This window comes from Corynebacterium aurimucosum (genome assembly GCF_030408555.1).
Lineage (GTDB): Bacteria > Actinomycetota > Actinomycetes > Mycobacteriales > Mycobacteriaceae > Corynebacterium > Corynebacterium aurimucosum.
In genome coordinates this window covers 1,692,870-1,715,891 of record NZ_CP047048.1, presented here as the reverse complement: position 1 = coordinate 1,715,891, position 23,022 = coordinate 1,692,870, and the positions used below count along the sequence as shown (strand labels likewise).

At 61.0% G+C, this 23,022-nt stretch carries 21 protein-coding genes; 15 read left to right on the top strand and 6 right to left on the bottom strand.

The window, feature by feature from the left end; all coding sequences use genetic code 11:
* Window positions 1-299 precede the first annotated feature (299 nt).
* Together CAURIM_RS08080 and CAURIM_RS08075 are read right to left on the bottom strand one after the other, a co-directional pair.
* Window positions 300-1,688, bottom strand: a complete 1,389-nt coding sequence (locus CAURIM_RS08080) for a protein adenylyltransferase SelO family protein (protein WP_201827944.1) — start codon at window positions 1,686-1,688, stop codon at window positions 300-302.
* Window positions 1,681-2,496: a PhzF family phenazine biosynthesis protein gene (locus CAURIM_RS08075; RefSeq protein WP_201827947.1), complete on the bottom strand. Its 816-nt coding sequence runs from the start codon at window positions 2,494-2,496 to the stop codon at window positions 1,681-1,683. The genes CAURIM_RS08080 and CAURIM_RS08075 overlap by 8 nt, the downstream gene beginning before the upstream one ends.
* Window positions 2,497-2,547: 51 nt before the next feature.
* Between CAURIM_RS08075 and CAURIM_RS08070 the strand changes: the two genes are divergently transcribed.
* On the top strand, window positions 2,548-3,861 hold the full coding sequence (locus tag CAURIM_RS08070) for a DUF4921 family protein (RefSeq protein WP_201827950.1): 1,314 nt from the start codon (window positions 2,548-2,550) through the stop codon (window positions 3,859-3,861).
* A 10-nt stretch (window positions 3,862-3,871) separates the two neighbouring features.
* Here the strand turns inward: CAURIM_RS08070 and CAURIM_RS08065 are convergent, their stop codons facing one another.
* Together CAURIM_RS08065 and yaaA are read right to left on the bottom strand one after the other, a co-directional pair.
* Window positions 3,872-4,606 (bottom strand): DUF8462 domain-containing protein, encoded by a 735-nt coding sequence (locus CAURIM_RS08065; RefSeq protein WP_201827953.1) that lies wholly within the window; start codon window positions 4,604-4,606, stop codon window positions 3,872-3,874.
* A gap of 69 nt (window positions 4,607-4,675) precedes the next feature.
* Entirely contained in the window at window positions 4,676-5,398 is a 723-nt protein-coding gene (gene yaaA / locus CAURIM_RS08060; protein WP_201827956.1) for a peroxide stress protein YaaA, read from the bottom strand.
* Between the two features lie 32 nt (window positions 5,399-5,430).
* On the opposite strand from yaaA, the gene CAURIM_RS08055 reads away from it, so the two are divergent.
* The gene (locus CAURIM_RS08055) at window positions 5,431-7,200 is read left to right on the top strand and encodes a proline--tRNA ligase (protein ID WP_070711405.1); all 1,770 of its coding nucleotides are present in this window, start codon (window positions 5,431-5,433) and stop codon (window positions 7,198-7,200) included.
* Here the strand turns inward: CAURIM_RS08055 and CAURIM_RS08050 are convergent.
* Window positions 7,197-8,036, bottom strand: a complete 840-nt coding sequence (locus tag CAURIM_RS08050) for a hypothetical protein (protein WP_201827959.1) — start codon at window positions 8,034-8,036, stop codon at window positions 7,197-7,199. The genes CAURIM_RS08055 and CAURIM_RS08050 overlap by 4 nt on opposite strands.
* Before the next feature lie 37 nt (window positions 8,037-8,073).
* Between CAURIM_RS08050 and rimP the strand changes: the two genes are divergently transcribed.
* The 9 genes from rimP to CAURIM_RS08005 all read left to right on the top strand — a co-directional run bounded on the left by rimP (window position 8,074) and on the right by CAURIM_RS08005 (window position 17,330).
* Entirely contained in the window at window positions 8,074-8,640 is a 567-nt protein-coding gene (gene rimP, locus CAURIM_RS08045) for a ribosome maturation factor RimP (protein WP_070711403.1), read from the top strand.
* A gap of 3 nt (window positions 8,641-8,643) precedes the next feature.
* On the top strand, window positions 8,644-9,660 hold the full coding sequence (nusA, locus tag CAURIM_RS08040; protein WP_070445649.1) for a transcription termination factor NusA: 1,017 nt from the start codon (window positions 8,644-8,646) through the stop codon (window positions 9,658-9,660).
* Window positions 9,661-9,780: 120 nt separating this feature from the next.
* Window positions 9,781-10,116 (top strand): YlxR family protein, encoded by a 336-nt coding sequence (locus CAURIM_RS08035; RefSeq protein ID WP_201827962.1) that lies wholly within the window; start codon window positions 9,781-9,783, stop codon window positions 10,114-10,116.
* A gap of 109 nt (window positions 10,117-10,225) precedes the next feature.
* Window positions 10,226-12,961, top strand: coding sequence for a translation initiation factor IF-2 (infB, locus tag CAURIM_RS08030; protein WP_201827965.1), 2,736 nt, complete (start codon window positions 10,226-10,228; stop codon window positions 12,959-12,961).
* 130 nt (window positions 12,962-13,091) lie between these two features.
* Window positions 13,092-13,535 (top strand): 30S ribosome-binding factor RbfA, encoded by a 444-nt coding sequence (gene rbfA, locus CAURIM_RS08025; RefSeq protein ID WP_070718079.1) that lies wholly within the window; start codon window positions 13,092-13,094, stop codon window positions 13,533-13,535.
* The gene (locus CAURIM_RS08020; protein WP_070445659.1) at window positions 13,536-14,498 is read left to right on the top strand and encodes a DHH family phosphoesterase; all 963 of its coding nucleotides are present in this window, start codon (window positions 13,536-13,538) and stop codon (window positions 14,496-14,498) included.
* Entirely contained in the window at window positions 14,499-15,797 is a 1,299-nt protein-coding gene (locus tag CAURIM_RS08015) for an MATE family efflux transporter (protein WP_070445665.1), read from the top strand.
* Between the two features lie 44 nt (window positions 15,798-15,841).
* Window positions 15,842-16,663: a metallophosphoesterase family protein gene (locus tag CAURIM_RS08010; RefSeq protein WP_070643879.1), complete on the top strand. Its 822-nt coding sequence runs from the start codon at window positions 15,842-15,844 to the stop codon at window positions 16,661-16,663.
* Window positions 16,656-17,330, top strand: coding sequence for a 4'-phosphopantetheinyl transferase family protein (locus CAURIM_RS08005; RefSeq protein ID WP_070643882.1), 675 nt, complete (start codon window positions 16,656-16,658; stop codon window positions 17,328-17,330). The genes CAURIM_RS08010 and CAURIM_RS08005 overlap by 8 nt, the downstream gene beginning before the upstream one ends.
* A 9-nt stretch (window positions 17,331-17,339) precedes the next feature.
* Here CAURIM_RS08005 and truB read toward each other — a convergent pair whose 3' ends face one another.
* The gene (gene truB, locus CAURIM_RS08000; RefSeq protein ID WP_070445674.1) at window positions 17,340-18,233 is read right to left on the bottom strand and encodes a tRNA pseudouridine(55) synthase TruB; all 894 of its coding nucleotides are present in this window, start codon (window positions 18,231-18,233) and stop codon (window positions 17,340-17,342) included.
* Window positions 18,234-18,270: 37 nt separating this feature from the next.
* Between truB and CAURIM_RS07995 the strand changes: the two genes are divergently transcribed.
* The 4 genes from CAURIM_RS07995 to CAURIM_RS07980 all read left to right on the top strand — a co-directional run bounded on the left by CAURIM_RS07995 (window position 18,271) and on the right by CAURIM_RS07980 (window position 22,928).
* A complete protein-coding gene (locus CAURIM_RS07995; RefSeq protein ID WP_070445677.1) occupies window positions 18,271-19,251 on the top strand; it encodes a bifunctional riboflavin kinase/FAD synthetase in 981 nt (326 codons plus the stop codon).
* Entirely contained in the window at window positions 19,252-20,169 is a 918-nt protein-coding gene (locus CAURIM_RS07990) for a nucleoside hydrolase (protein WP_070547207.1), read from the top strand. It begins immediately after the preceding gene.
* Window positions 20,170-20,247: 78 nt separating this feature from the next.
* Window positions 20,248-20,517, top strand: a complete 270-nt coding sequence (gene rpsO / locus CAURIM_RS07985) for a 30S ribosomal protein S15 (protein ID WP_010190317.1) — start codon at window positions 20,248-20,250, stop codon at window positions 20,515-20,517.
* A 140-nt stretch (window positions 20,518-20,657) separates the two neighbouring features.
* The gene (locus tag CAURIM_RS07980; protein ID WP_201827968.1) at window positions 20,658-22,928 is read left to right on the top strand and encodes a polyribonucleotide nucleotidyltransferase; all 2,271 of its coding nucleotides are present in this window, start codon (window positions 20,658-20,660) and stop codon (window positions 22,926-22,928) included.
* The last annotated feature ends 94 nt before the right edge of the window (window positions 22,929-23,022 follow it).

Below are 23,022 nucleotides of genomic sequence, written 5' to 3'. Positions count from 1 at the left end.
TCTCGCTCTTCGCCCCGTCGGCGATTCCCTCGCAGGTAATTCTCAGTAATTGGCAGGAAGCGTTCAGTGCACCGGAACGCTTCACCAAGGACAGCGCCCCATAATGATGGTGTGCGTTTGAGAGAGCGCATGCGAGAGAGATAGAGAGAACCCCAGCCACGCGGGGCGGTCGGCCTGAGAAACCGACCGGGAGCGTGGCAGTGAAAGATAGAGACGCACCGCCGCCCCGAGACTCCGTTTCCTTTCCTACGGAGACCTCGGGGCGGTGGTGTGTTTGCTTCTGTTTGCGCTCGTGGTTCTTAGGTTCCGCAGTAGGTGAGATAGCCTTCGGTACCGCCGGGCTGCTCATACTCCGGCGCAGCATCAAAAGGATGCGTGGTGGCGTGCAGAAGACGGGCGAACTCTTCGGCATCGCCCAGAGCGCTTTCGACCAGCCGCGGCCGAGGAATCACGCGCGGCACGGTTCGCTCGAGCAGCACAGCGTCGGGGCCACTTGCGCAGTAGGCATCAACGAAACGTCTATCCTTGAGGAGTTCATAGGCCGCCGCAGGCTCGCCCGCCGCGGCACTGACAAGGCTGTGGTTGGCTTGTGTGAGGTCCGGGGCGGCCTGCACGAGGGCAGCGTTGTAATCCTGGAAAAGCTCTTCGGGCATCTGTAGGCAGCGCTGTGCTTCCTGGTGACGCGCTCTCTCATAACGCTCGCCAAAGGTATCAATGGCCTCTTGAGCCCAGGTGAGGGCGGTGTCAGGGGAGTCGTCGATAAGCGGAAGCAGTGACTCCGCCAATCGCGCAAGGTTCCAGCTCAACATGTCGGGCTGGCGCCCAAAGCGGTAGCGTCCCTGCGTATCGATAGAGCTAAACCAGGTGTTGGGGTCATAGCTTTCCATGAACGCGCAGGGGCCATAGTCAATGGTTTCGCCCGATAACGTGGTGTTATCGGTGTTCATTACGCCGTGAATGAAGCCCAGCTGCATCCACCCGGCGACCGTCGCGGCTTGTGTCTCCACGACGCGCGTGAACAGCTCCCGGAAGTCGGCGCCGGGGTAGTGGCGTTCACTGGTGTAGGCGGCAAGGCGCTGCAGTAGCCCAGGCACCTGCGAGTGCGTGGCGAAGTGGAAGGAACCGACACGAATGTGGCTCGCGGCCACCCGCACGAGAACCCCTGCCTCTTCCACCATCTGGCGCTGGATGGGGCGACCGGTGGCGAGCACCGCCAGCGACCGAGTGGTGGGCACACCTAGGGCATGCATCGACTCGGAGAAGAGATACTCACGCAGCATTGAGCGCAGCGTGCCGCGCCCATCAGAGCCATAGCGTGAGTAGGGAGTCAGCCCCGTGCCCTTGGCATGCAGATCCCACAGGCCCGTGGGGTTGTGAGCGGCGGTGGGGCCGGTGACTTCGCCCAAGAGGAGGGCGCGGCCGTCACCCATTGCCGGGTTATACTGCCCGAACTGAAAGCCCGCGTAGGCCATCGCGTGCGGAGTGACTGCTCCACGGCCAAGGAGGAACTCTATTCCGTCCTCGCTGCGCAGCCAGTCTGGGTCGAGGCCGAGCTCGGCGGCTAGGTGCTCATTGAGCGCCACGATTCGTGGAGCTGGCTGTTCTTCCCCGCGGCTTGCCGTGACCATCTGTGGCAGGCGTTGGGCAAAATCATTGTGCAGCTCAAAAGGCAGGGGCTTTTTAGTCATCGCGGGACCCCAGGGTTCCGCGCACGCGAATGTGGACGTTGCCGCCAACCCAGAGCTCGTCCCCGTCATCGTCGATAAAGACGCGGCCATCGCGTCCTATTTGGCTGCCTTGTGCCGCGGTATAGCGGGCAGGAACGGCGCCCTTGGCACGGAGGAACTGGGCGGCTCCGCCATTGAAGGAACCGGTGACGGGGTCCTCGAATTGCCCGGTGATAGCGCGAACCTCGTAGGCCGCCTCCGTATCCCCGGTGAGGCCGACCACGCCGACCTTGACGCCGGGGGTGGGTGTGGGGCGAAGCTTCCGGACGGTTTCAGCAGATTCGAGCTGGACCAAGCGCCAGCCAGGCCCGTTGTCCACCCAGCCGGAGTCAACGATGCTCTCTTCATCGATTCCGAGTACGGCGGCTGCTTCGGAGCGCTCGGCCTCACTGAGCTCCCCGTGGCGCAGTAAGGGTGGGGTAGCGAAGGCGAAACGGCCCTCTTCCTGGCGCACGGTGACTAACCCGACACCGCATTCCTGAATCAGGGTCCCGCTCTTTCCTAATAGCTCCGCCGCGACGCGCGCACTGCCCAGCGTGGGGTGACCGGCGAAGGGGAACTCTTCGTACGGGGTGAAGATTCGTACGCGGTAGTCCGCGCCAGGATCAGTAGGTGAGCACAGGAAGGTCGTCTCAGAGAAATTGGTCCAGTGTGCGATACGCTGCATTTCTTCGGTGCTCAAACCATCGGCATCCGCAACCACGGCGAGGGGATTACCGGTAAACGGCCCAGTGGCGAAGACATCTACTTCAAAGAATCGGTGCTGCATGAGGCCTAAGTCTAGTCGCACCGGCGGGTGGGGAGGTCTACGCTGGGCAGCATGAGCGAAGCACTTTTTAGCCGCGTCGAACCTATCCAGACCATGGCGGATGGGACCGTCAAACAGGTTAACCCTTTCTCCGGAACAGAGGTGTGGACCGTGCCAGGACGCGGCAACCGTCCGCTTGCGCATGCGGCAAAGGAACCGCATCCGCTGGGCCCTGATGCCTTGACGCACAGCTGTGCTTTTTGCTCCGGGCGCATGCTGGACACCCCGCCGGAAAAGTCCCGCATCTTGGCTTCGGGGGAGATTCAGCGCGGCCTTTTTCCCCACGAGCTGGATAACTCCCAGCCGCTGTTTCGCCGCGTTCCGAACCTTTTTGAAATCGTGTCTTATGACTATTGGCACGAGAACTATGGCTTCACCATGGACCCAGACCTGGCTCAGCACAAGGAGAAGTACGAAGGCGACGAGGCTGGGCGCCTGCACGTACTTAACGTGGTGCGCACCAAGCTCAAGGCGGCGGGCAAGGATACCGCGCTGGACGACGATTCTCTGCTCGCTCTCGCCGATGGTTTCTTCGGCGGCGGACATGATGTCATTATCTCCTCACGGCACTTCGTGGATGGGGCCGTCGATGATAGTCAGCTAGCCTCCTCCGGCACGCTGAGCCCCGATGAGCACTTCCTGCTCACAACCTTCACTGCGGAATCGACGCGCGATCTCTACCAGCGCAACCGCTATGCCTCCTATGTCGCTGTATTTCAGAACTGGCTGGCACCGGCGGGCGCGTCCTTCGACCACTTGCATAAGCAGCTCGTCGCGATTGACGCCCTGGGCATGGCCGCTTACCAGGAAAATTCGATTCTGCGTGCGCACCCCAACATGTACAACGACTGGGCTGTGGGCTATGCGGCAAAACGCAACCTCGTCATCGCAGAAAATGATTATGCGGTGCTCTTCGCCGGATTTGGCCACCGCTATCCCACACTGGAGATCTTCTCCAAGTCACCGCGCTGTGAACCGTGGGAACAGAACCCGGAGGAAGTACGTGGAATGTCGGATCTGATTCACGCGGCCCACGCCGCGGTGGGGCCGGACGTGGCCTGCAATGAAGAATGGCACCACCGTCCGCCCAGCGTGGACCTGCCTCAGCCGTGGCGCGTCATGCTCAAGCTCAGGGTATCGACCTTGGCTGGCTTTGAGGGCGGCACGAAGGTCTACATCAACACCATTGATCCGTGGGGTTTGCGTGATCGCGTCGTGGACGCCATGTTCCGCCTTCGCGAGCGCGGAAAGATTGCTTCCGGCATCTCTATCGCCACTGAGTGCGAGCTCAAGCGCAATAGTTTGCGTTATAACCCGCTGGTGTAATCAGTCACGGTTAGTCCACGTAGGTTTGTTCGCCGTCGGCGTGAAGATAATCGCGGAGGTACGGTAGAGCGAGAGCAACGGCGCCGTGCCGTGGGGCGTCGATAAGCCCCTGCTCCAGCAAACGCGCGCGCACTTCACTGAGAGATGTTGTCGTTGTCTTGAGTTCGTGAGCGATAGCGCCAGAGGCGGCCGTCCCCGCCTCATCTGCTATGTCCGCCAGCGCGTGTAGGTACTCAAGTTGGCGTTGGCTGAGTGCACGTACCGCAGGATCGTGCACTTGGGTTCCCATTGCCGTGATTGCCTCACCAAGAACTGCGTCGACGGTTGTTGAGGAAACGGTAGTTTCACTGGCTTGGGATGCAGCGTTCCAGGCCAAGTACCCGATGAGCTGGATGAGGAAGGGATAACCGTGGCTCGCTTCAGTAGCGCGGTCGGCGGCTTCGTCATTGAAAGCAATCGAAGTCAAAGCTGCCGTATCTTTGAAAGCGCTGGCCGTAGCTTGCGGGTTAACAGGCCCTAGGTGAAATCTCCGGGCACGGCGCAAAAACGTTGTTCCCGACAGGTGCAGAAGCTTGTCAACATCGGCGGTAAGCCCTGCCATCACAATGGAAACGTCGAGTTCATCGCGAACAAGATGCTGGAATGCGACTGCTATGCTCTCGAGGTCATGAGGATCGGCGTCCTGAATCTCGTCGATAGTAAGTAGAATTCCGCTGTCTCGGAGATGAGCGGAGAGTTCGCGCAAGTTGGGCGAAAAGGGTTTCCAGTCTTGCTGGAAGTATATAGCAGGCAGATAAATTGATAAATAGATAAATCAGACCACGAGCACCAGCTCGGTGCCGCGCAGTTCGGTGCTCATGCCCGACTCTTGGGCTACGCGGGCGGCATCCTCGAGGGTGGAGACGCTCTCGCCCTTGAAAGCGAGTACGCGAGCGAGCTCCCCCTTGTAGTGCTTGTTGAAGTGAGAGACCACCTTGCGGGAGCCATCCTCTTGCACTGACTCCACGCGCACGGTGGCGGCGTCCTTGAGCTTGCCCAGCTGCTGATAGGTGCCCGAGCGCATGTCGATGAGGAACTCGCCAGCGTCGACAAGCGCGCGTAGCTCATCCGTGATCGCCGTACCCCACTGAGACTTCAGCGTCCGCCCGCCCAGTTTCGTACTACCGGAGAGCCGGTAGTGCGGGATGAGGTCATCGGCGCGCAGCAACCCGAAGAGCGCATCGCCCACGGCTAGGTACTTCCGTGCTTCTGGAGGGAGGGTGGGGGCGTCGAGGGCGTCGTAGAGCACGCCGGTGAAACGCTCCAGCGCGGGCATGGTGGGGGAGGAAGCCAACTCGCGGTTGGACTCGGCTTCCCCACGCAACTTCTCAGAGAGCTTGAGCACCTCCAGCGCTTCATCGACGTCGAGGGACGACAACTCTGCAGCAATTTCTCGGCGGATCGGGTTCAGCGCGGGAAAGGAAAGCTCGTCCCAGTTCAGGGCCGCGCCGCTGCCGCCGTGTGCTTTGGTCTCAGAAGGAGGGAGGATGATCAGCATGGCTACATGCTAGCGATGTAGACTGAGCAACCATGATTACACGTCTTTCTGAGCTTTTCCTCCGCACTCTTCGTGAGGATCCGGCTGATGCCGAAGTCCCCAGCCACAAGCTTCTCGTTCGCGCAGGTTATGTGCGCCGTGTCGCGCCGGGTGTGTACACCTGGCTGCCACTGGGGCTGCGTGCCATGCGCAAGATTGAAGACGTTATCCGTCAGGAGATGAACGCCATCGGCGGCCAGGAGATGCTCTTCCCGGCGCTGCTGCCGCGCGAGCCTTATGAGGAGTCGAACCGCTGGACGGAATACGGCGATAATCTGTTCCGTCTGAAGGACCGCAAGGGTGCGGACATGTTGCTGGGCCCGACCCACGAGGAGATGTTCACCACTGCGGTGAAGGATATGTACTCCTCGTACAAGGATTTCCCGGTCACGCTGTACCAGATCCAGACGAAGTACCGCGATGAGGAGCGCCCGCGTGCGGGCGTGCTGCGCGGCCGCGAGTTCACCATGAAGGATTCCTATTCCTTCGACATGACGGATGAGGGGCTCGATGAGTCCTATGCCCGCCACCGCAAGGCCTACCAGAACATCTTTGACCGCCTGGAGATCGATTACGCGATCTGCAAGGCCACTTCTGGTGCGATGGGCGGTTCGGCCTCTGAGGAATTCCTTGCCGTGTCTGAGGTAGGCGAAGATACCTTCGTGCGCGCCACCGAGGGCGATTACGCTGCCAACGTGGAGGCCGTGGTCACTCAGGCTCCGGAGGAAATCCCCTTCGACGGCCTGCCGGAGGCACAGGAGCATGAGACTCCGAAATCCGAGACCATTGAGTCTCTGGTGGAGTGGGCTAAGGGTGCCGGCATTACTGTCGACGGCCGCGAAGTCACCGCCGCGGACACCCTCAAGTGCATGATGATCAAGGTGGCCGCCCCCGCAGCCACGGAAGAAGAGAAGGAATGGGAGCTGGCCGCCGTTCTCATTCCGGGTGACCGCGAGTTGGATGAAAAGCGCCTGGAGGCGTCTCTTGAACCGGCTGAGTTTGAGCTCGCCGGTGAGGGGGACTTCAAGAAGAACTCCTTCCTGGTCAAGGGTTATGTCGGACCGCGTGTCCTGAATGCCCACGACGTGAAGGTTTATGCTGACCCGCGCGTGGTTTCTGGTACCTCCTGGATTACCGGCGCCGATGCCCCGCAGCGCCACGTCATCGGACTGGTGGCCGGCCGTGACTTCACTGTGGATGAGTTCATCGAGGCCGCCGAGGTTAAGGAAGGGGACCCGGCACCGAATGGTCAGGGCACTCTGACTCTGGAGCGCGGCATTGAGCTTGGCCACATTTTCCAGCTGGGCCGCAAGTACACCGAGGCGTTCGACGTTCAGATTCTGGATGAGAACGGCAAGCGCGCCGTGCCGACCATGGGGTCCTACGGCATTGGTGTTACGCGCATGCTCGCCGTGCTGGCAGAACAGCGCCACGATGAGAAGGGCCTCAACTGGCCGGTGGCCGTGGCCCCGTACCAGGTGCACGTGGCCGTAGCGAACAAGGACGCCGCTGCCCTGGAGGCAGGTCAGAAGCTGGTGGAGGATCTGGATCGCGCAGGCATCGAGGTGCTTTACGACGACCGCCCCAAGGTCTCCCCGGGCGTGAAGTTCAAGGATGCTGAGCTTTTGGGTATGCCGTTCATCGCCATCCTGGGCCGCGCTTTCGCTGATGGCATCATTGAGCTGCGCATCCGCGGCGGCGAGACTCGTGAAGTTCCCGCCGATCAGATCGTGGAGACCCTCACGGAACTCATCCGCGGCTAGGCAGCATGAAAGCGGTGCGATTGCGCCGCAACCGTGATAAGCCAATGCTGCCACGGGGTTGCCGGGGCCGCCGTGATGGCCGCATTGGTCCACTTCAGCGTGTCGTTGTGTGCGACCTCGTCGATGAATGCGCGCGCTGAGTCGGCGTCCTTTGGCAGGCTACCTGCCGGTGAATCGTATGCGGGCGCGGGCTGCGGCACGGGACCGAGCTTTTCCAGTTGCAGCTGAAGTTGCAGGATTCTGTCCTCGTGAATGCGCAGAAGCTCATCGACATGATCTTCTTGGTCGGGGGACACATAGGAGCGCGCGAAATCGAGGGCATAGACCTGCTGGTATTCCCATTTTAGGAGCTCGACTCCGAGTTCACGGTCCTGTTCTGTGAGTTCGGGAGCGTCTGCCAGCTCCTCGTTCTTCCACGCGTTAAGCGCAATGGCTTGTGTCAGAACAAGGGCGCGGGATTCTTCAGGAACGTTGCTGATGTTCTCTTCGGAGAATGAGGAGGCGGCGTCAAACACGGCGGAGACGTCCGCGGAATCCCGCGGGGCAACGTCACGGTCGACCGCACAGGAGCGTGGAGTCTCTCCTTCCTCATCGCGTCCGCATAGTCGCTCGATTTCTTCATAGAGCTGCTCAGCTTGCTCTGCGCGCAAGGCAGCGGCATCCGCATCAAGTTCTTCCAAGGCGAGAGCATCCGCACTGGCGGTTTGAGCAAGCGAGGTGAGGGAGGGGTCCGCGTGGGGGCCAAAATAATCCACGATCGCGTCGGTGGCTTGGCAGCCGCCCATCCAGGGGGCAGCGCACACAAGCAGGGTGGGGACAACTACTCGGCGGTTCACGCGATAGACCCTACCCGGGTGACCTAGTCTAGAGCGCATGGCATTCCCAACACCCGCGCAACTAACCGAAATTCTGCAGCCCGTCGCCGTAGCACGCGGCCTCGATATCGAAGACGTGAAGACCACGCGAGCTGGTAAGAAATCTCAGGTCATCATTCGCATCGATGGCGATGAGCGCCCGAGCTCCGATCTCATAGAAGAACTATCGCAGGAGATTTCCGAGCTTTTCGATGCCCAAGAGGAAGCGGGCACCCTCAACTTTGGCGCGGGCTACACCTTGGAGGTGTCGACGCCAGGTGTGGACTTCCCGCTGAGCGCCCCGCGCCATTGGCGCCGCAACCAAGGAAGGCTGGTCGGATATGCGCTTGTCGAGGAACCTGGAACCACTCGCGTCGCGCGCATCGGCGCCCTGTCTGAGGACGAAGAATCCGTGGCGCTTATCACGACGGTGAAGAAGGAGGTGCGTTACCAGATCGAGCGATTGGAAAACTTGAGCCGTGCAGTGGTAGAAATTGAATTTGCTCAGCCTTCAGCCATGGAGCTGGAGGCGGCTATGCAGACGTTCGACTTCGCCGAGCAGAACTCGGCAACCCGAGAGGACTAACAAGTGAATATTGACCTAGAGGCACTCCGCACGATTCAGCGCGAGCGCGGCGTCCCTGTGAAGGACCTGCTCGAAGCTATCGCGGGTGCCCTTTTGTATTCCTACCTGGACCACCGTGCAGAATCCGCTGAGACAAAGGCGGAAGGTACGAAGTCGCGCGTAGACATCGACGCCGACAGCGGCGCCGTCACTGTCATCGTGACCGAAAGTGATCCGGAGACCGGAGAGGTCATCAGCGAATACGACGACACCCCGGACAACTTTGGGCGCATCGGCGCGCAGGCGGTCCGCGATGCCATTCTGCGCAAGTTGCGCGAGAACGAGGCTGAGCGAACCTATGATTCCTATTCTGAGCTGACCGGAACGGTAGTGTCGGGCGTCGTCCAGCGCGATATCCACGCCAACAAGCGCGGCGTCGTTGTGGTGCAGTTGGGCACCGAACACGATTCCCAGGATGCTTTCCTGTTGCCTGCTGAGCAGCTGCCAGGGGAGAAGCTCGAGCACGGTGACCGCGTCAAGGCCTATGTCGTGGGCGTGAACCGCAACGGCGCTAAGGTGCAGATCACGCTGTCGCGTACTCACCCCGAGCTGGTTCGCGGTCTCTTTGAGCTGGAGGTCCCGGAGGTTGCCGACGGTGCGGTCGAGATTATCGCTATTGCCCGAGAGGCTGGCCACCGCTCCAAGATCTCCGTTCGCGGCCACGCCAAGGGCCTCAACGCCAAGGGTGCGTGTATCGGCCCGAAGGGCTCTCGCGTCAGCAACGTTATGCGTGAACTCGGGGGTGAGAAGATTGACATCATCGACTTCAACGAAGACCCAGCCGTTTACGTGGGCAATGCTCTCGCCCCGTCGAAGGTCGTGCGCGTAGAAATCCTCGACGAGGAAGCGCAGGTGGCCAAGGTAACCGTGCCGGATTACCAGCTTTCGCTCGCTATCGGCAAGGAAGGCCAGAACGCACGCCTCGCAGCACGCCTGACCGGATGGAAGATTGATATTCACTCCGACGCCGCTCGGGACTAGCTTTCCGAGCAGCCTGCGGTGGAATTAAAGGTTTGGCCTATTTTCGCGTAGACTAGACAACGGCCCACATGCAGGAATGCTGTGGCGTAGCAGCAATAGCGATATGACCTAAGGAGTTGGATGTCTCGAGGACAGCGTCTCCGCACCTGTATCGCTACGCGTCAAAAGCATCCCGACACGGAACTGCTGAGGGTTGTCGCCGATAAGGGTGATCCCACAGGATGCCGTGTTGTTCCGGATCCCGGCCGACGCCTTCCCGGAAGGGGAGCGTGGATAAGGCCTAATCTGGAAGCAGTAGAGCTGGCGGAGCGGACCCGTGCCTTCAGGCGCGCGCTCCGATTGTCCACAGACGTGGACACAGGTCACGTACGTGAGTACCTCGCTGCCACGCAGCAGGTGCAGTCGGCGGGCAACAGCCCGTGCGACCCAGAGTTAAAAAGGAAGACCGAACACTGATGAGCGCACAACCATGAAGCAGCATCAGCGATGAAAGTCCATAGCCATTAACTAGGGGTCAGGCCGTATTCCGCGGCCTTGGCTCCTAGAAAGATTAAAGAGGAGACAAGTGCCCGGAAAGCTACGTGTACACGAGTTGGCAAAGCAGCTCGGCGTAACCAGCAAGGAACTACTCGCCACGCTGAAGGAACAAGGCGAGTTCGTCAAGACCGCATCCTCGACCATCGAACCCCCGGTGATCAAGAAGATGCGCGCTCACTACGAAGCTAAGGGTGGCGAGGACAAGGCAGCGGAGAAGAACGCGCCAGCAGCCACCCCAGCTTCTGCTGCCAAGAAACCGGCAGAAAAGAAGCCTGCCGCCGCGGCAAAGCCAGGCCCGAAGCCAAGCGCTGCCCCCAAGCCGGGTGCCGCCCCCAAGCCGGGTGCCGCCCCCAAGCCGGGTGCCGCCCCCAAGCCGGGCGGTGCACCGAAGCCGGGTGCCGCTCCGAAGCCGGGTCCCGCACCGAAGCCTGGAGCACAGCGCAAGAACACCGAGAAGGGTGGCGAGCGCGCTGTCACTCCGCGCAGCATGCCGAAGCCTGGTGGCACCCGCCGCGTGGCTAATAACCCGTTCTCCACGGGTAGCTCCAGCGATCGTCCGAGCCCCGGACCTCGCCCAGGCGGCACCAAGGGACAGCGCTCCGCTGGCAAGCCCGGTGATAACCGTGGCGGCAAGGGCGGCGCACGCCCGCAGGGCGATGGCAACCGTAGCGGTGGACGTCGTCCTTCGCCGGCAATGATGCCTTCGCACCCGAACCCGGCCAGCATGCCGTCGAAGGCCGCTGGTAGTGGCGGCGGTGGTCGTGGTCGCGGCGGCCGCGGTGGCGGCCCCGGCCGCGGTGGTCCTGGCCACGGTGGTTTCCGTGGACGCGGCGGTCGTCGCGGTGGCACCGCTGGTGCATTCGGCCGTCCGGGTGGTGCGCCGCGTCGCGGTAAGAAGTCGAAGCGTCAGAAGCGCCATGAGTTTGAAGAGCAGCAGAAGCATGAGGTAGGCGGCGTACGTCTGCCTGACGGCGGCGGTAAGGTCGTGCGCCTGCGTCGCGGTGCTTCCCTGGCTGACTTCGCTGAGAAGATTGGTGCAGATCCTGCAGCATTGGTGCAGGCGCTGTTCAACCTCGGTGAGATGGTGACTGCTACGGCTTCTGTCTCCGAAGACACCCTGCAGCTGCTGGGTTCGGAGATTAATTACGAGGTCCAGGTCGTCTCCCCAGAGGATGAGGACCGCGAACTGCTCGAGTCCTTCGACCTGCAGTTCGGCGAGGACGAGGGTGGCGAAGAGGCACTTGAGAAGCGCCCGCCAGTGGTTACTGTGATGGGTCACGTCGACCACGGTAAGACTCGCCTTCTGGACACCATTCGTAAGACCAACGAGGGTGCCGGCGAGGCCGGTGGCATTACCCAGGGCATCGGCGCTTACCAAACCACGGTGGACCTGGAGGATGGTCCTCGCACCATCACCTTCCTGGATACCCCGGGTCACGAGGCCTTCACCGCCATGCGTGCCCGCGGTGCTAAGTCCACCGACTTGGCCATCCTGGTCGTTGCCGCCGATGACGGCGTGATGCCGCAGACCATCGAGGCAATCAACCACGCGAAGGCAGCAGACATCCCTGTGGTTGTCGCAGTCAACAAGATTGATAAGCCGGAGGCTTCCCCGGACAAGATCCGTGGTCAGCTCACTGAATACGGACTGGTTCCGGAAGAGTACGGTGGCGACACGATGTTCGTGGATATCTCCGCGAAGAACAACATCAACATTGATGATCTGCTTGAAGCCGTCATCCTGACGGCGGACGCTGCCTTGGAGCTCACCGCTAACCCGGACATGGATGCACAGGGCTCTGCCATCGAGGCCCACCTCGACCGCGGCCGCGGTCCGGTGGCTACGGTCATCATCCAGCGCGGTACGCTGCGCATTGGTGATTCCATCGTGGTTGGTGATGCACACGGACGTGTGCGCCGCATGCTCGATGAATTCGGTCACGATGTGGAAGAGGCCGGCCCGTCCCGCCCGGTCCAGGTGCAGGGTCTCAATGGTGTGCCAGGCGCCGGCGACAACCTCCTAGTTGTTGAGGATGACCGCGTGGCACGCCAGATTGCTGCACAGCGCGATGCCCGCAAGCGTTCTGCTCTGCAGGCGAAGGCTCGCAAGCGCGTCTCCCTCGAGGACCTGGATGCAGTGCTCAAGGAAACCTCGACGCTCAACCTCATCCTCAAGGGCGACAACGCAGGTTCCGTGGAAGCCCTCGAAGATGCCCTGTTGGACATTGAGATCGACGACGAGGTACAGCTCAACATCATCGACCGTGGTGTGGGTGCGGTGACGCAGACCAACGTCTCCCTGGCTGCGGCGTCGGACGCCATCATCATCGCTTTCAACGTCCGCGCTGAGGGCAAGGCCACCGAGGAAGCCAACGCTGAGGGCGTCGATATCCGCTACTACACGGTGATCTACCGCGCCATCGAAGAGGTTGAGGCAGCTCTGAAGGGCATGCTCAAGCCCATCTACGAGGAGCGAGACACCGGTGCGGCAGAAATCCGCGCGCTGTTCAAGTCCTCCGCCGTTGGCACCATCGCCGGTTGTATGGTCACGGAGGGCAAGGTCAAGCGCAATGGCAAGGTGCGCCTGGTCCGCGACGGAAACGTCATTACCTCCGATGCCAAGATCGAGTCCCTGCGTCACGAGAAGGATGACGCAAACGAGATCAACGCCGGCTACGAGTGCGGTATGGTTCTGTCCTACCCGGATATTCAGGTAGGCGATATCATCCAGGCCTACGAAGAGGTCGAGGTCCCGCGCGACTAAGCGCAGGAAACCTCAGGTAGTGAAGCCCAGCCAGGAAAGATTCTGGCTGGGCTTTCCTCATTTCAGCCGAAAGGTGCAGAATCGGTATCCTAGACTAGTTGCCAGTAACCGTACGTAAAGGAGCTTCACTATGGTTGATCACGCACGCGCCGCACGCATGGCAAAGCGCATTCAGACAATCGTTGCCAGCGCAATTGAGCGCCAAATCAAGGATCGCCGCCTTGAGCTGGTGACAATCACGGATGCCCGGGTCACGGGTGATCTCCACGATGCCACCGTGTTCTACACGGTGCGTGGTACGGATATCGAGACCGAGCCAGATTATGATCAAGCGGCCGAAGCCCTCACCAGGGCCAAGGGGCAATTGCGCAAGATTGTGGGTGATGAGCTCTCCGTTCGCTTTACACCGACGCTGTCTTTTGAGCTTGATACCGTCCCCGAGGCTTCCGCGCACATGGAGGAGCTGCTCGCCCGCGCCCGTGCACGCGATGCGGAGTTAGCGAAGCTGAAGGAAGGTGCACGGCCCGCAGGCGACGCGAACCCGTACAAGACCTCGGATGAGGAAGAGGACTAAGTGTCGCGAACCAACTACGAAGCCGCAGTGGATGCGCTGGTGCAAGCCAGCAGTATTTGCATCATCACGCACTTGCGCCCAGACGCCGACGCGGTTGGCTCGGCAGCCGCCCTTACCCTGGCGCTCCGCCAGCGCGGGAAACAGACCCGCACCGTGATTGGCCAGCGCCGTGACATTTCAGCCAACCTGTTTTCCATCCCCACGGTGGATGAGATTGAGTTGGTGGATGAGCTTCCACAGGGATATGACCTCTATGTCACTGTGGACTGCGGCTCGATCGATCGGACGGGTTCGGTGGCCCGGGAGATCGAAGACATGGCCGCCGTGGGCCGCGTCCTGTGCATCGACCACCACGCCTCCAACGATGGTTTTGGAGCCATCAATGTGGTGGATCCGGTATGTGAGTCCACCACGGTGGTGCTGCTGGACATTCTGGACAGGCTGTCCATCCAGATCGATCGCGTCATCGCGCATTGCCTGTACGCGGGCCTAGTCACCGATACCGGTAATTTCCGGTGGGGGCGCCCAGCCATGCATGATATCGCTGCGCGCCTGATGCTCTATGGTCTCGACACCAAGCAGATTGCGTTGGAACTCATGGATTCCAGCACGGCCGATGACCTGCAGATGATTGGACGCGTGCTCTCAGGCCTCAGGATTGAGGAAGCAGGGGAGCACCGCCTCGCTGTTCTCTTCGTCCCGCATGAGGAGGTCAGCTCCCACGCCGATTCCGCGATTGAATCTTTCGTCGATTATGTCCGGGCCTTGAAAGGCACTGACATCGGAGTGGTCTTCAAGGAACAGGCGCCCGAAATGTGGGCGGTGTCCTTGCGTTCCTCCGCCGTCAACTGTGCGGAAGTGGCCCTCACCTTCGGCGGCGGCGGGCATATTCCAGCCGCAGGTTATACCGCGCACGGAAGGCCCGAAGAGGTTATAGCACAGCTGGTAGGTGCGTTGTCCTAGATGGCTTCCGAGCAACCAGTGAAGGTTTCTGCCGCTGAGGTCTTCCGCCTCGCCGTCCCGGCTCTGGGCGTTCTGGCGGCCATGCCGCTGTATTTATTGCTGGATACCGCGGTCGTAGGCCGTTTAGGGGCGGAGGATCTGGCCTCGCTTGGCGCAGCGGCCACACTCCATTCGGTGGTTACCACCCAATTAACCTTTCTGTCTTATGGCACGACCGCGCGTGCGTCACGGCTGTTCGGCGCGGGGAAGCGCGAGGAGGCCGTCGCCGAGGGCGTCCAGGCAACGTGGGTTGCCGTGGGTGTTGGAATGGTGCTCGCCGTCATCATGTGGCTCTTTGCCGGCGTCTTTGCCACCTGGTTGACAGGTAACCCGGATACTGCGCGAGGGACTGCACAGTGGTTGCGGATTGCCGCCGTCGCTATTCCTTTTACCCTCATCAACATGGCCGGCAACGGCTGGATGCGCGGTGTTCACAACACCCGCAAGCCCCTTTACTTCACCCTTGCAGGTATGGTTCCCGGCGCCATCGCGGTGCCTATTTTCGTGCACTTCTGGGGTCTACCGGGCTCCGCTCTGGCCACGGTGCTGGGCATGGGGATCATCGCGGCGTTCTTCGTGGCGGAGCTGCGCCGCGAGCATACCGGCTCGTGGGAGATTCGCTGGAGCGTGGTTCGTCGGCAGCTCGTGCTGGGGCGTGACCTCATCGTGCGTTCGCTGAGCTTCCAAGTGGCGTTTCTGTCAGCGGCGGCCGTGGCCTCACGTATCGGCACTGCGCAGCTCGCTGCGCATCAAATCATGATGCAGATGTGGAACTTCCTATCCCTCGTTCTGGATTCCCTCGCGATCGCTGCCCAAGCCTTGACCGGCGCGGCATTGGGAGCGGGATCAGCGCGCTATGCCCGCACGGTAGGAACCAAGGTGACGCTCTACTCGACGTCCTTCTCCCTCGCACTGGCAGCGGTATTGGGCCTTGGCTCCGCCTTTATCCCACGGATATTCACCACGAGTCCGGAGGTCCTAGAGGTCATCTCCGGCCCCTGGTGGGTTATGACTTTCCTCGTCATTATCGGCGGCGTTGTCTTCGCTTTGGACGGCGTCCTTCTGGGTGCTGGGGACGCAGCCTTTCTCCGCACGCTGACCCTCGCGTCAGTGCTTCTCGGCTTCCTGCCCGGGGTCTGGTTGGCCTTTGTTTTCGGCACCGGCCTGACCGGGGTGTGGGGCGGTATTGCCGCATTCATCCTCATCCGCATGGTGGGCGTGGTTGGGCGCTTTTACTCCATGCGGTGGGCACGGGTCTAAGCCTGTGGTACAAGTAGAAGGACTGTTCGTGCGAAGGAGGCGCTATGACCACTCTGTGGGCCGTCTCTGATCTCCATGCAGCGGTACGCGTGAACGGGGACCGCATTGATGAACTTGTCCCGCCGAATCCCAACGATTGGTTGATTGTTGCGGGAGACGTCGCCGAACGCATTGATCTGGTGATTAACACCCTGGCGCGCCTAAAGAACCGCTACGCTACGGTCATTTGGGCACCTGGCAACCATGAGCTTTTTTCTCGGTCACAGGACGTTTACCAGGGACGCTCGAAATACGATCGCCTCGTTGAAGGCTGCCGGGAAATCGGCGTGATTACCCCAGAGGATCCGTTTCCGGTATTCGGAGGCGTCACCGTGGTCCCGCTGTTTACGCTCTACGATTACAGCTTCCGTCCACCAGGCACCACGGTGGAACAAGCGCTTGCGAGTGCGAAGGAGAAGCAGATCGTCATGACCGATGAATTTGCCATCGCCCCCTTCGTCGATGTGCGCGCGTGGTGCTGGGACCGCCTGGCTTATTCGATCAAGCGGCTGTCACGGGTCGAGGGCGAAACGGTTCTTATCAACCACTGGCCGCTGGTACAGGAGCCGACTCTCTACTTGCGTTGGCCCGAAGTGGCCTTGTGGTGCGGCACCCGCCACACGCGCTCCTGGCCGCGGCGCTATAACGCTAAGGCTGTGATCTATGGTCACCTCCACATGCCTAATCGCGCCAACATCGATGGGGTAGACCACATCGAGGTGTCCCTGGGCTATCCGCGTGAGTGGCAGGCGCACGGTGGTCTTCAGCCGTGGCCGTACCCAGTGCTTACCATCGACGAGAAGACAGGGAGGGCCGAGCATGCTTGAACCTTCTCTCTTCCCGGAATCAGCTCGTTTTTGCTATGTGCGCACGGATGAGTCGATGACCAATCTTCTCAATTATCATCATCTCTCCCCGGAAGAGCGCTCCGTGGTCTCCCAAGCCGTGGACGTGCGCAAATCCGAGTTTGGGGATGCGCGCTGGTGCGCCCACCAGGCCTTGAAGGAGCTCAACTACATGGGAGACGAGCCGATTCTGCGCGGCGAGCGCGGCATGCCGCTGTGGCCGGAGGGCTATACCGGATCGATGACGCACACCGAAGGTTTGCGCGCAGCCGTGGCAGCTCCTGCCACGCACGTGCGCTCCATGGGGCTCGACGCCGAACCAGCGGAGCCCCTGCCGGAACACGTGCTGACGATGATCGCTCGGCCGGGGGAGATGCCGCAGTTGGCTCAGTTGCAAGCGGCGGGTATTTCCTGTCCGGACCGCCTGTTGTTCTGCGCCAAGGAGGCCACCTACAAGACGTGGTTCCCCATGACCCGGCGCTGGCTGGATTTTGACCAAGCCGAAATCGATTTACGCCTCGATGGCACTCTGGTGTCCTACCTCTTGGCGCGGCCGACCCCAGTGCCTTTCATCACTGGGCACTGGATCATCCGAGATGGCTATGTCATCGTCGCCACCGCTGTCCCTGCGCTCAACTTTGACCGCTAAATCAGGCAGTTATAGCGTCGAGGGGCGCGCGACGAAAACCGTGGCTAAGCGCTTTCCTTTTTCCTTGATCAAGGCAATCGACCGTCCCTGCGGGTCGACGGCCGCGTACGTGCCTTTCAACCCACGCGGCTCCAGCCACTTACCCATGGCCAAAGCTTGGGCCTCATCATCGGTGACGTCCACAACCGGATAGCTGCGAGCGAGCGCCTCGTCGAGGCTTAAGGACAACTCCGGGGAGTCTTCGAGGGCGTCGAGAGGGAGGGCGTCGTCAAGCGTGAAAGGGCCCACTTCCGTGCGGCGCAGCGCGGTAAGGTGTCCGCCGACGCCGAGGGCCTCGCCCAAATCCCGAGCCAACGAGCGGATATAGGTTCCCGAAGAACACGCCACTGAGACGTCGAGGTCGATGAACTCACCCTCGCGGCGCGTAGCGAGAATATCGAAGCGGCTGACCGTTACTGGCCGAGCCGGAAGCTCGACCTCTTCACCTGACCGCACCCTTTCATGCGCGCGCTTGCCATCCACTTTGATGGCGGAGACCGCTGCTGGGCGCTGCATAATATCGCCGGTCAAGGCAGCAATTTCTCGCGCAATGGCGGAATCCTCCACTGCGGTTGCCGGTTTGCCCCACGTTGCTTCCCCCTCCGCGTCGTCGGTGTGGGTTGCCATGCCAAGACGAATCGTTGCGTCATAGGCCTTGGTGGAGGCCACCATGTGGGCAAGAAACTTGGTGCCGCGCTCGATGCCTACGACGAGCACTCCAGTAGCCATCGGATCAAGCGTGCCTGCGTGCCCCACCTTGCGGGTGCGGAAGAAGCGGCGCAGTTTTCCCACGACGTCGTGCGAGGTCATGCCGGCGGGTTTGTCGACGACCACGAGGCCGGAACGTTCGAGCGGATCAGTCATGCCCTGCAGTCTAGGGCACCGGCCGCAGTGGGATAGCATGGTGCCCGTGGATATTTGGTACGGAATCGATAGCATCCCCACTGACCTTGGCCCGACCTCGGTGACAATTGGTGTCTTCGACGGCCTGCACCGCGGGCACCAACAGCTCGTGAGGAAGGCCGTTGAGCACGCACACAGACATGGACAGCGCGCGGTCATGGTGACCTTCGATCCGCACCCAGTCTCCGTATTCTTGCCGGAGCGCGCTCCTCTCTCCGTGATTACTTTCGAGCGTCGCATGCAGCTGGCGGAAGAAATGGGCATCGAGGCCGTGCTCGTCATCGACTTCACCGAAGAACTCCGGGGCGTCGAGCCGCGCGACTATGTGACGGATCTCCTGGTGGAGCGTTTGCACACAGAGCACGTCGTGGTGGGGGAGAACTTCACCTTTGGCGCGGGCGCGTCCGGCACCGCGGAGGCGCTGGCGGAATTCGGCGCTGAGTTCGGCTTCGGCGTTGACATCGTGCCCTTGCTTGACGACGACGGCGAGCGCATCTGCTCCACCAACATTCGCGCCGCCCTTGCCAAGGGCGATATTGCGCGCGCCAATTGGGCGCTGGGGCGTCATTTCACGGTGACTGGGCCCGTTGTGCGTGGTGCAGGACGTGGTGGAAAGGAGCTTGGTTTCCCAACCGCTAACCAGTATTTCCCGGAATCCGTCGCCATTCCAGCCGATGGCGTCTACGCGGGCTGGTTCGTGGTTGAGCCCACCGGCGCCCCTCTGGAAGGTGACATGGAGCCCGGCATTCCTTATCCCGCAGCCATTTCGGTAGGCACCAACCCTACCTTTGGTGACGAGGAGCGTTCGGTGGAGTCCTTCGTACTGGACCGCGACGCTGACCTTTACGGCCACGAAGCCACCGTGCATTTCGTCGACCATGTGCGTGACATGGAGAAATTCAATTCCGTGGAGGAGCTCCTGACAGCTATGGAACGTGACGTTGCCCGAGTTCGTGAAATTCTTGCCCGCGAGGTTTAAATGAAGATCATCCTCGACCTTGATACCGGAATTGATGACGCCCTTGCGCTCGCCTATGCCTTAGCGCACCCCGATCTCGAGCTGATCGGGGTTACGGGTACCTATGGAAACGTTCCGGTGGCGTTGGGCGTGCGTAACTCGCTGGCGTTGCTCGAGCTTCTCGACGCCGAGGATGTCCCCGTCTTCATCGGTCCGACGCGGCCGGGCTTTAGCGTTGCTCCCATTTCTGCTTTCATCCATGGCCGCAATGGCCTTGGGGAAGTACTTCTGCCTCCGCCGCGCCGCAAGGCATACGAGGACGCAGTGGGCTTTCTTATCCGTTCGGTCCGTGAGCATGGCGAGGATCTGGTTATCGTGCCGACGGGGCCGTCGACAAGCATTGCAGCCGCCATGCGCAAAGACCCGGACTTTGCCCGCAACGCCCGCATCGTGATGATGGGTGGGGCGCTGACCGTACCCGGGAACGTCACTCCTTATGCCGAGGCCAACGTTTTCCAAGATCCCCAAGCCACGGACTATGTATTCCGCCATGCTCAGGACCTCACGATGGTGGGGCTCGATGTCACGCTGCGCACGTTGCTCACCAGGGAGCACACGAAACAATGGCGCGGTACACCCACTGGTCGTATCTACGCAGACATCGTGGACTACTACATTCGCGCCTACAAGACGACCTCTCCGCACCTTGGCGGTTGCGGGCTCCACGACCCTTTAGCGGTAGCTGTGGCTGCCGATCCCTCGCTGGTCACCTGCCTCGACCTCAATCTGCGGTGTGAGGATACTGGCCGCACAATCGGTGACCCGGAACGCTTGGATAACCCCACCACCCGTGTGGCCGTTGCGGTAGATGACGCGCGCTTTGTTGATGATTTGATGTCGAAGCTCGGCAGCCTCTATACTTCTACTTCGGCTTGCTGACTGCGGTCCACAGTAGTCACGGGCAGCGCCTCATGGCGCAACATTTCATGTGGACTGAAATACAATAGGAGATTTTCCATGGCTTTGAGCACCGAGAAGAAGGCTGAAATCCTCAAGGAGTACGGCCTGCACGAGACCGATACCGGTTCCCCGGAGGCACAGGTTGCGCTGCTGACTTCCCGCATCAACAACCTGACCGAGCACCTCAAGGATCACAAGCACGATCACCACTCCCGCCGTGGTCTGTTGCTCATGGTTGGTCGCCGTCGTGGCCTGCTGAAGTACCTGGCCGCTAACGACGTTGACCGTTACCGCGACCTGATTTCTCGCCTGGGTCTGCGCCGCTAAGCGCTTAACTTTTGGCCCCCGCACCTTGTGTGCGGGGGTTTTCTTGTCTCATCTGCTAAAATCCTTGGACGTTGTCAGAAAACATCGAAGAAGAGGCGGCACCGAAGATCGCCATGACAGCTCCAAGGAGAGTTATATCCATGAGCGCTAAGAACGCTAAAAAGCAACCGAACAATTCCGTCGAGTTTCTTATCGACGACGATTACGGCATCACCGAGGCCATCGCCACCCTGGACAACGGCGATTTCGGCACTCGCACCATCCGTTTTGAGACGGGCCAGCTGGCTCGCCAGGCCGGTGGCTCCGTGACCACTTACCTGGACGAGGACACCATGCTGCTGTCCACGACCACCGCTTCTAACCAGCCGCGCGAAGGCTTCGACTTCTTCCCGCTGACCGTGGACGTCGAGGAGCGCATGTATGCCGCGGGTAAAATCCCGGGTTCCTTCTTCCGCCGCGAGGGGCGCCCTTCCACCGAAGCTATCCTGGCCTGCCGCCTCATCGACCGCCCGCTGCGCCCAACCTTCGTGAAGGGCTTGCGCAACGAGGTTCAGGTCGTTGTCACGGTCCTCTCCATGGACCCGGAGGAGTACTACGATGTCGTTGCCATCAACGGCGCTTCCGCCTCCACCCAGCTCTCTGGCCTGCCGGTATCCGGCCCGGTGGGCGGCGTGCGCATGGCACTGATTGCTGATGATAAGTACCCGAAGGGCCAGTGGGTGGCCTTCCCGAATAACGAGCAGCACGAGCGTGCTCTCTTCGAGATGGTCGTTGCCGGCCGCATCGTGAAGAAGGGCCGCAAGGACGACGTAGCCATCATGATGGTCGAGGCCGGCGCTGGTGTGAACGTAGCCGAGCGTATCAAGGAAGGTGCACCGGCTCCGCAGGAGTCCACCGTGGCTGAGGGCTTGGAGGCTGCGAAGCCTTTCATCAAGTCCCTGTGTGAAGCGCAAGCAGGTCTGGCGGAGCGTGCAGCGAAGGAGACGCAGGAGTTTCCGCTCTTCCCGCCCTACGGTGATGATGTTTACGCGGCCGTCGAAAAGGCAGCCTCCAAGAAGCTGGAGAAGCTGCTTACCATCCCGGGTAAGCAGGACCGCGACGACGCCACTAATGAGTACATGGAGCAGGTCGAGGCTAAGCTCATCGAAGACTTTGATGACCTCGACGAGACCGATGCATCCAAACAGATCCGCAACGCCTTCAACGCCGTGATGAAGGACATCGTGCGCACCAAGATCCTCACCGAGGGCTTCCGGATCGATGGCCGTGGTGTGACCGATATCCGTGACCTCGGCGTGGAGGTTGATCTGATCCCGCGTGCACACGGCTCCTCTCTCTTCGAGCGTGGCGAGACCCAGATCCTGGGTGTGACCACCCTGGACATGCTGAAGATGGAGCAGCAGATCGATTCTTTGACCCCAGTGGAGTCCAAGCGCTACATGCACCACTACAACTTCCCGCCGTACTCCACCGGCGAGACCGGCCGCGTAGGTTCCCCGAAGCGCCGCGAGATTGGTCACGGTGCGCTGGCTGAGCGCGCGTTGCTGCCGGTGATCCCGTCCCGTGAGGACTTCCCCTACGCCATTCGCCAGGTGTCTGAGGCCCTTGGTTCCAACGGTTCTACCTCCATGGGCTCCGTCTGTGCGTCCACCCTGTCCCTCTACAACGCGGGCGTTCCGCTGAAGGCTCCGGTGGCGGGTATCGCCATGGGTTTGGTCTCGGGCGAAGTCAACGGCAAGGAAAAGTTCGTGGCGCTGACCGATATTCTCGGCGCTGAGGATGCCTTCGGCGATATGGACTTCAAGGTTGCCGGTACATCCGAGTTCATCACCGCCCTGCAGCTGGATACCAAGCTGGATGGCATTCCTTCGCACGTGCTTGCCGACGCCCTCGAACAGGCCCGCGACGCCCGTGCCGCCATCCTCGACACGATGTCTGAGGTCATCGAGGGTCCAGACGAGATGTCTGGCCTGGCTCCGCGCATTACCTCGGTGACTATCCCGGTGAACAAGATTGGTGAGCTCATTGGCCCGAAGGGCAAGACTATCAACGCCATTACTGAGGAAACTGGCGCCGATGTCTCCATCGAGGAAGACGGCACTGTGTATATCTCTGCCGCTACCGGTGAAGCAGCTGACGCTGCGATCGACCGCGTGAATAGCATCGCTAACCCGCAGCTGCCGAAGGTGGGTGAGCGTTTCCTTGGCACCGTGGTGAAGACCGTGGCTTTTGGTGCCTTCGTTTCCCTGACTCCGGGTCGTGACGGCCTCGTACACATCTCGAAGCTCGGTGGCGACGAGCGCATTGAGAAGGTCGAGGACGTCGTCAATGTTGGCGATAAGATTCAGGTCGAAATTGCCGACATTGATAATCGCGGCAAAATCTCCCTGGTTCCGGTTGAGGAGGACTAATCCTCGGACTAGCTAGGACCACTAGGACCTCCTAGATCAAGGGCCCTGTAACCCAGAAATTAGCTGGGGACAGGGCCCTTATCGTTTCACCACA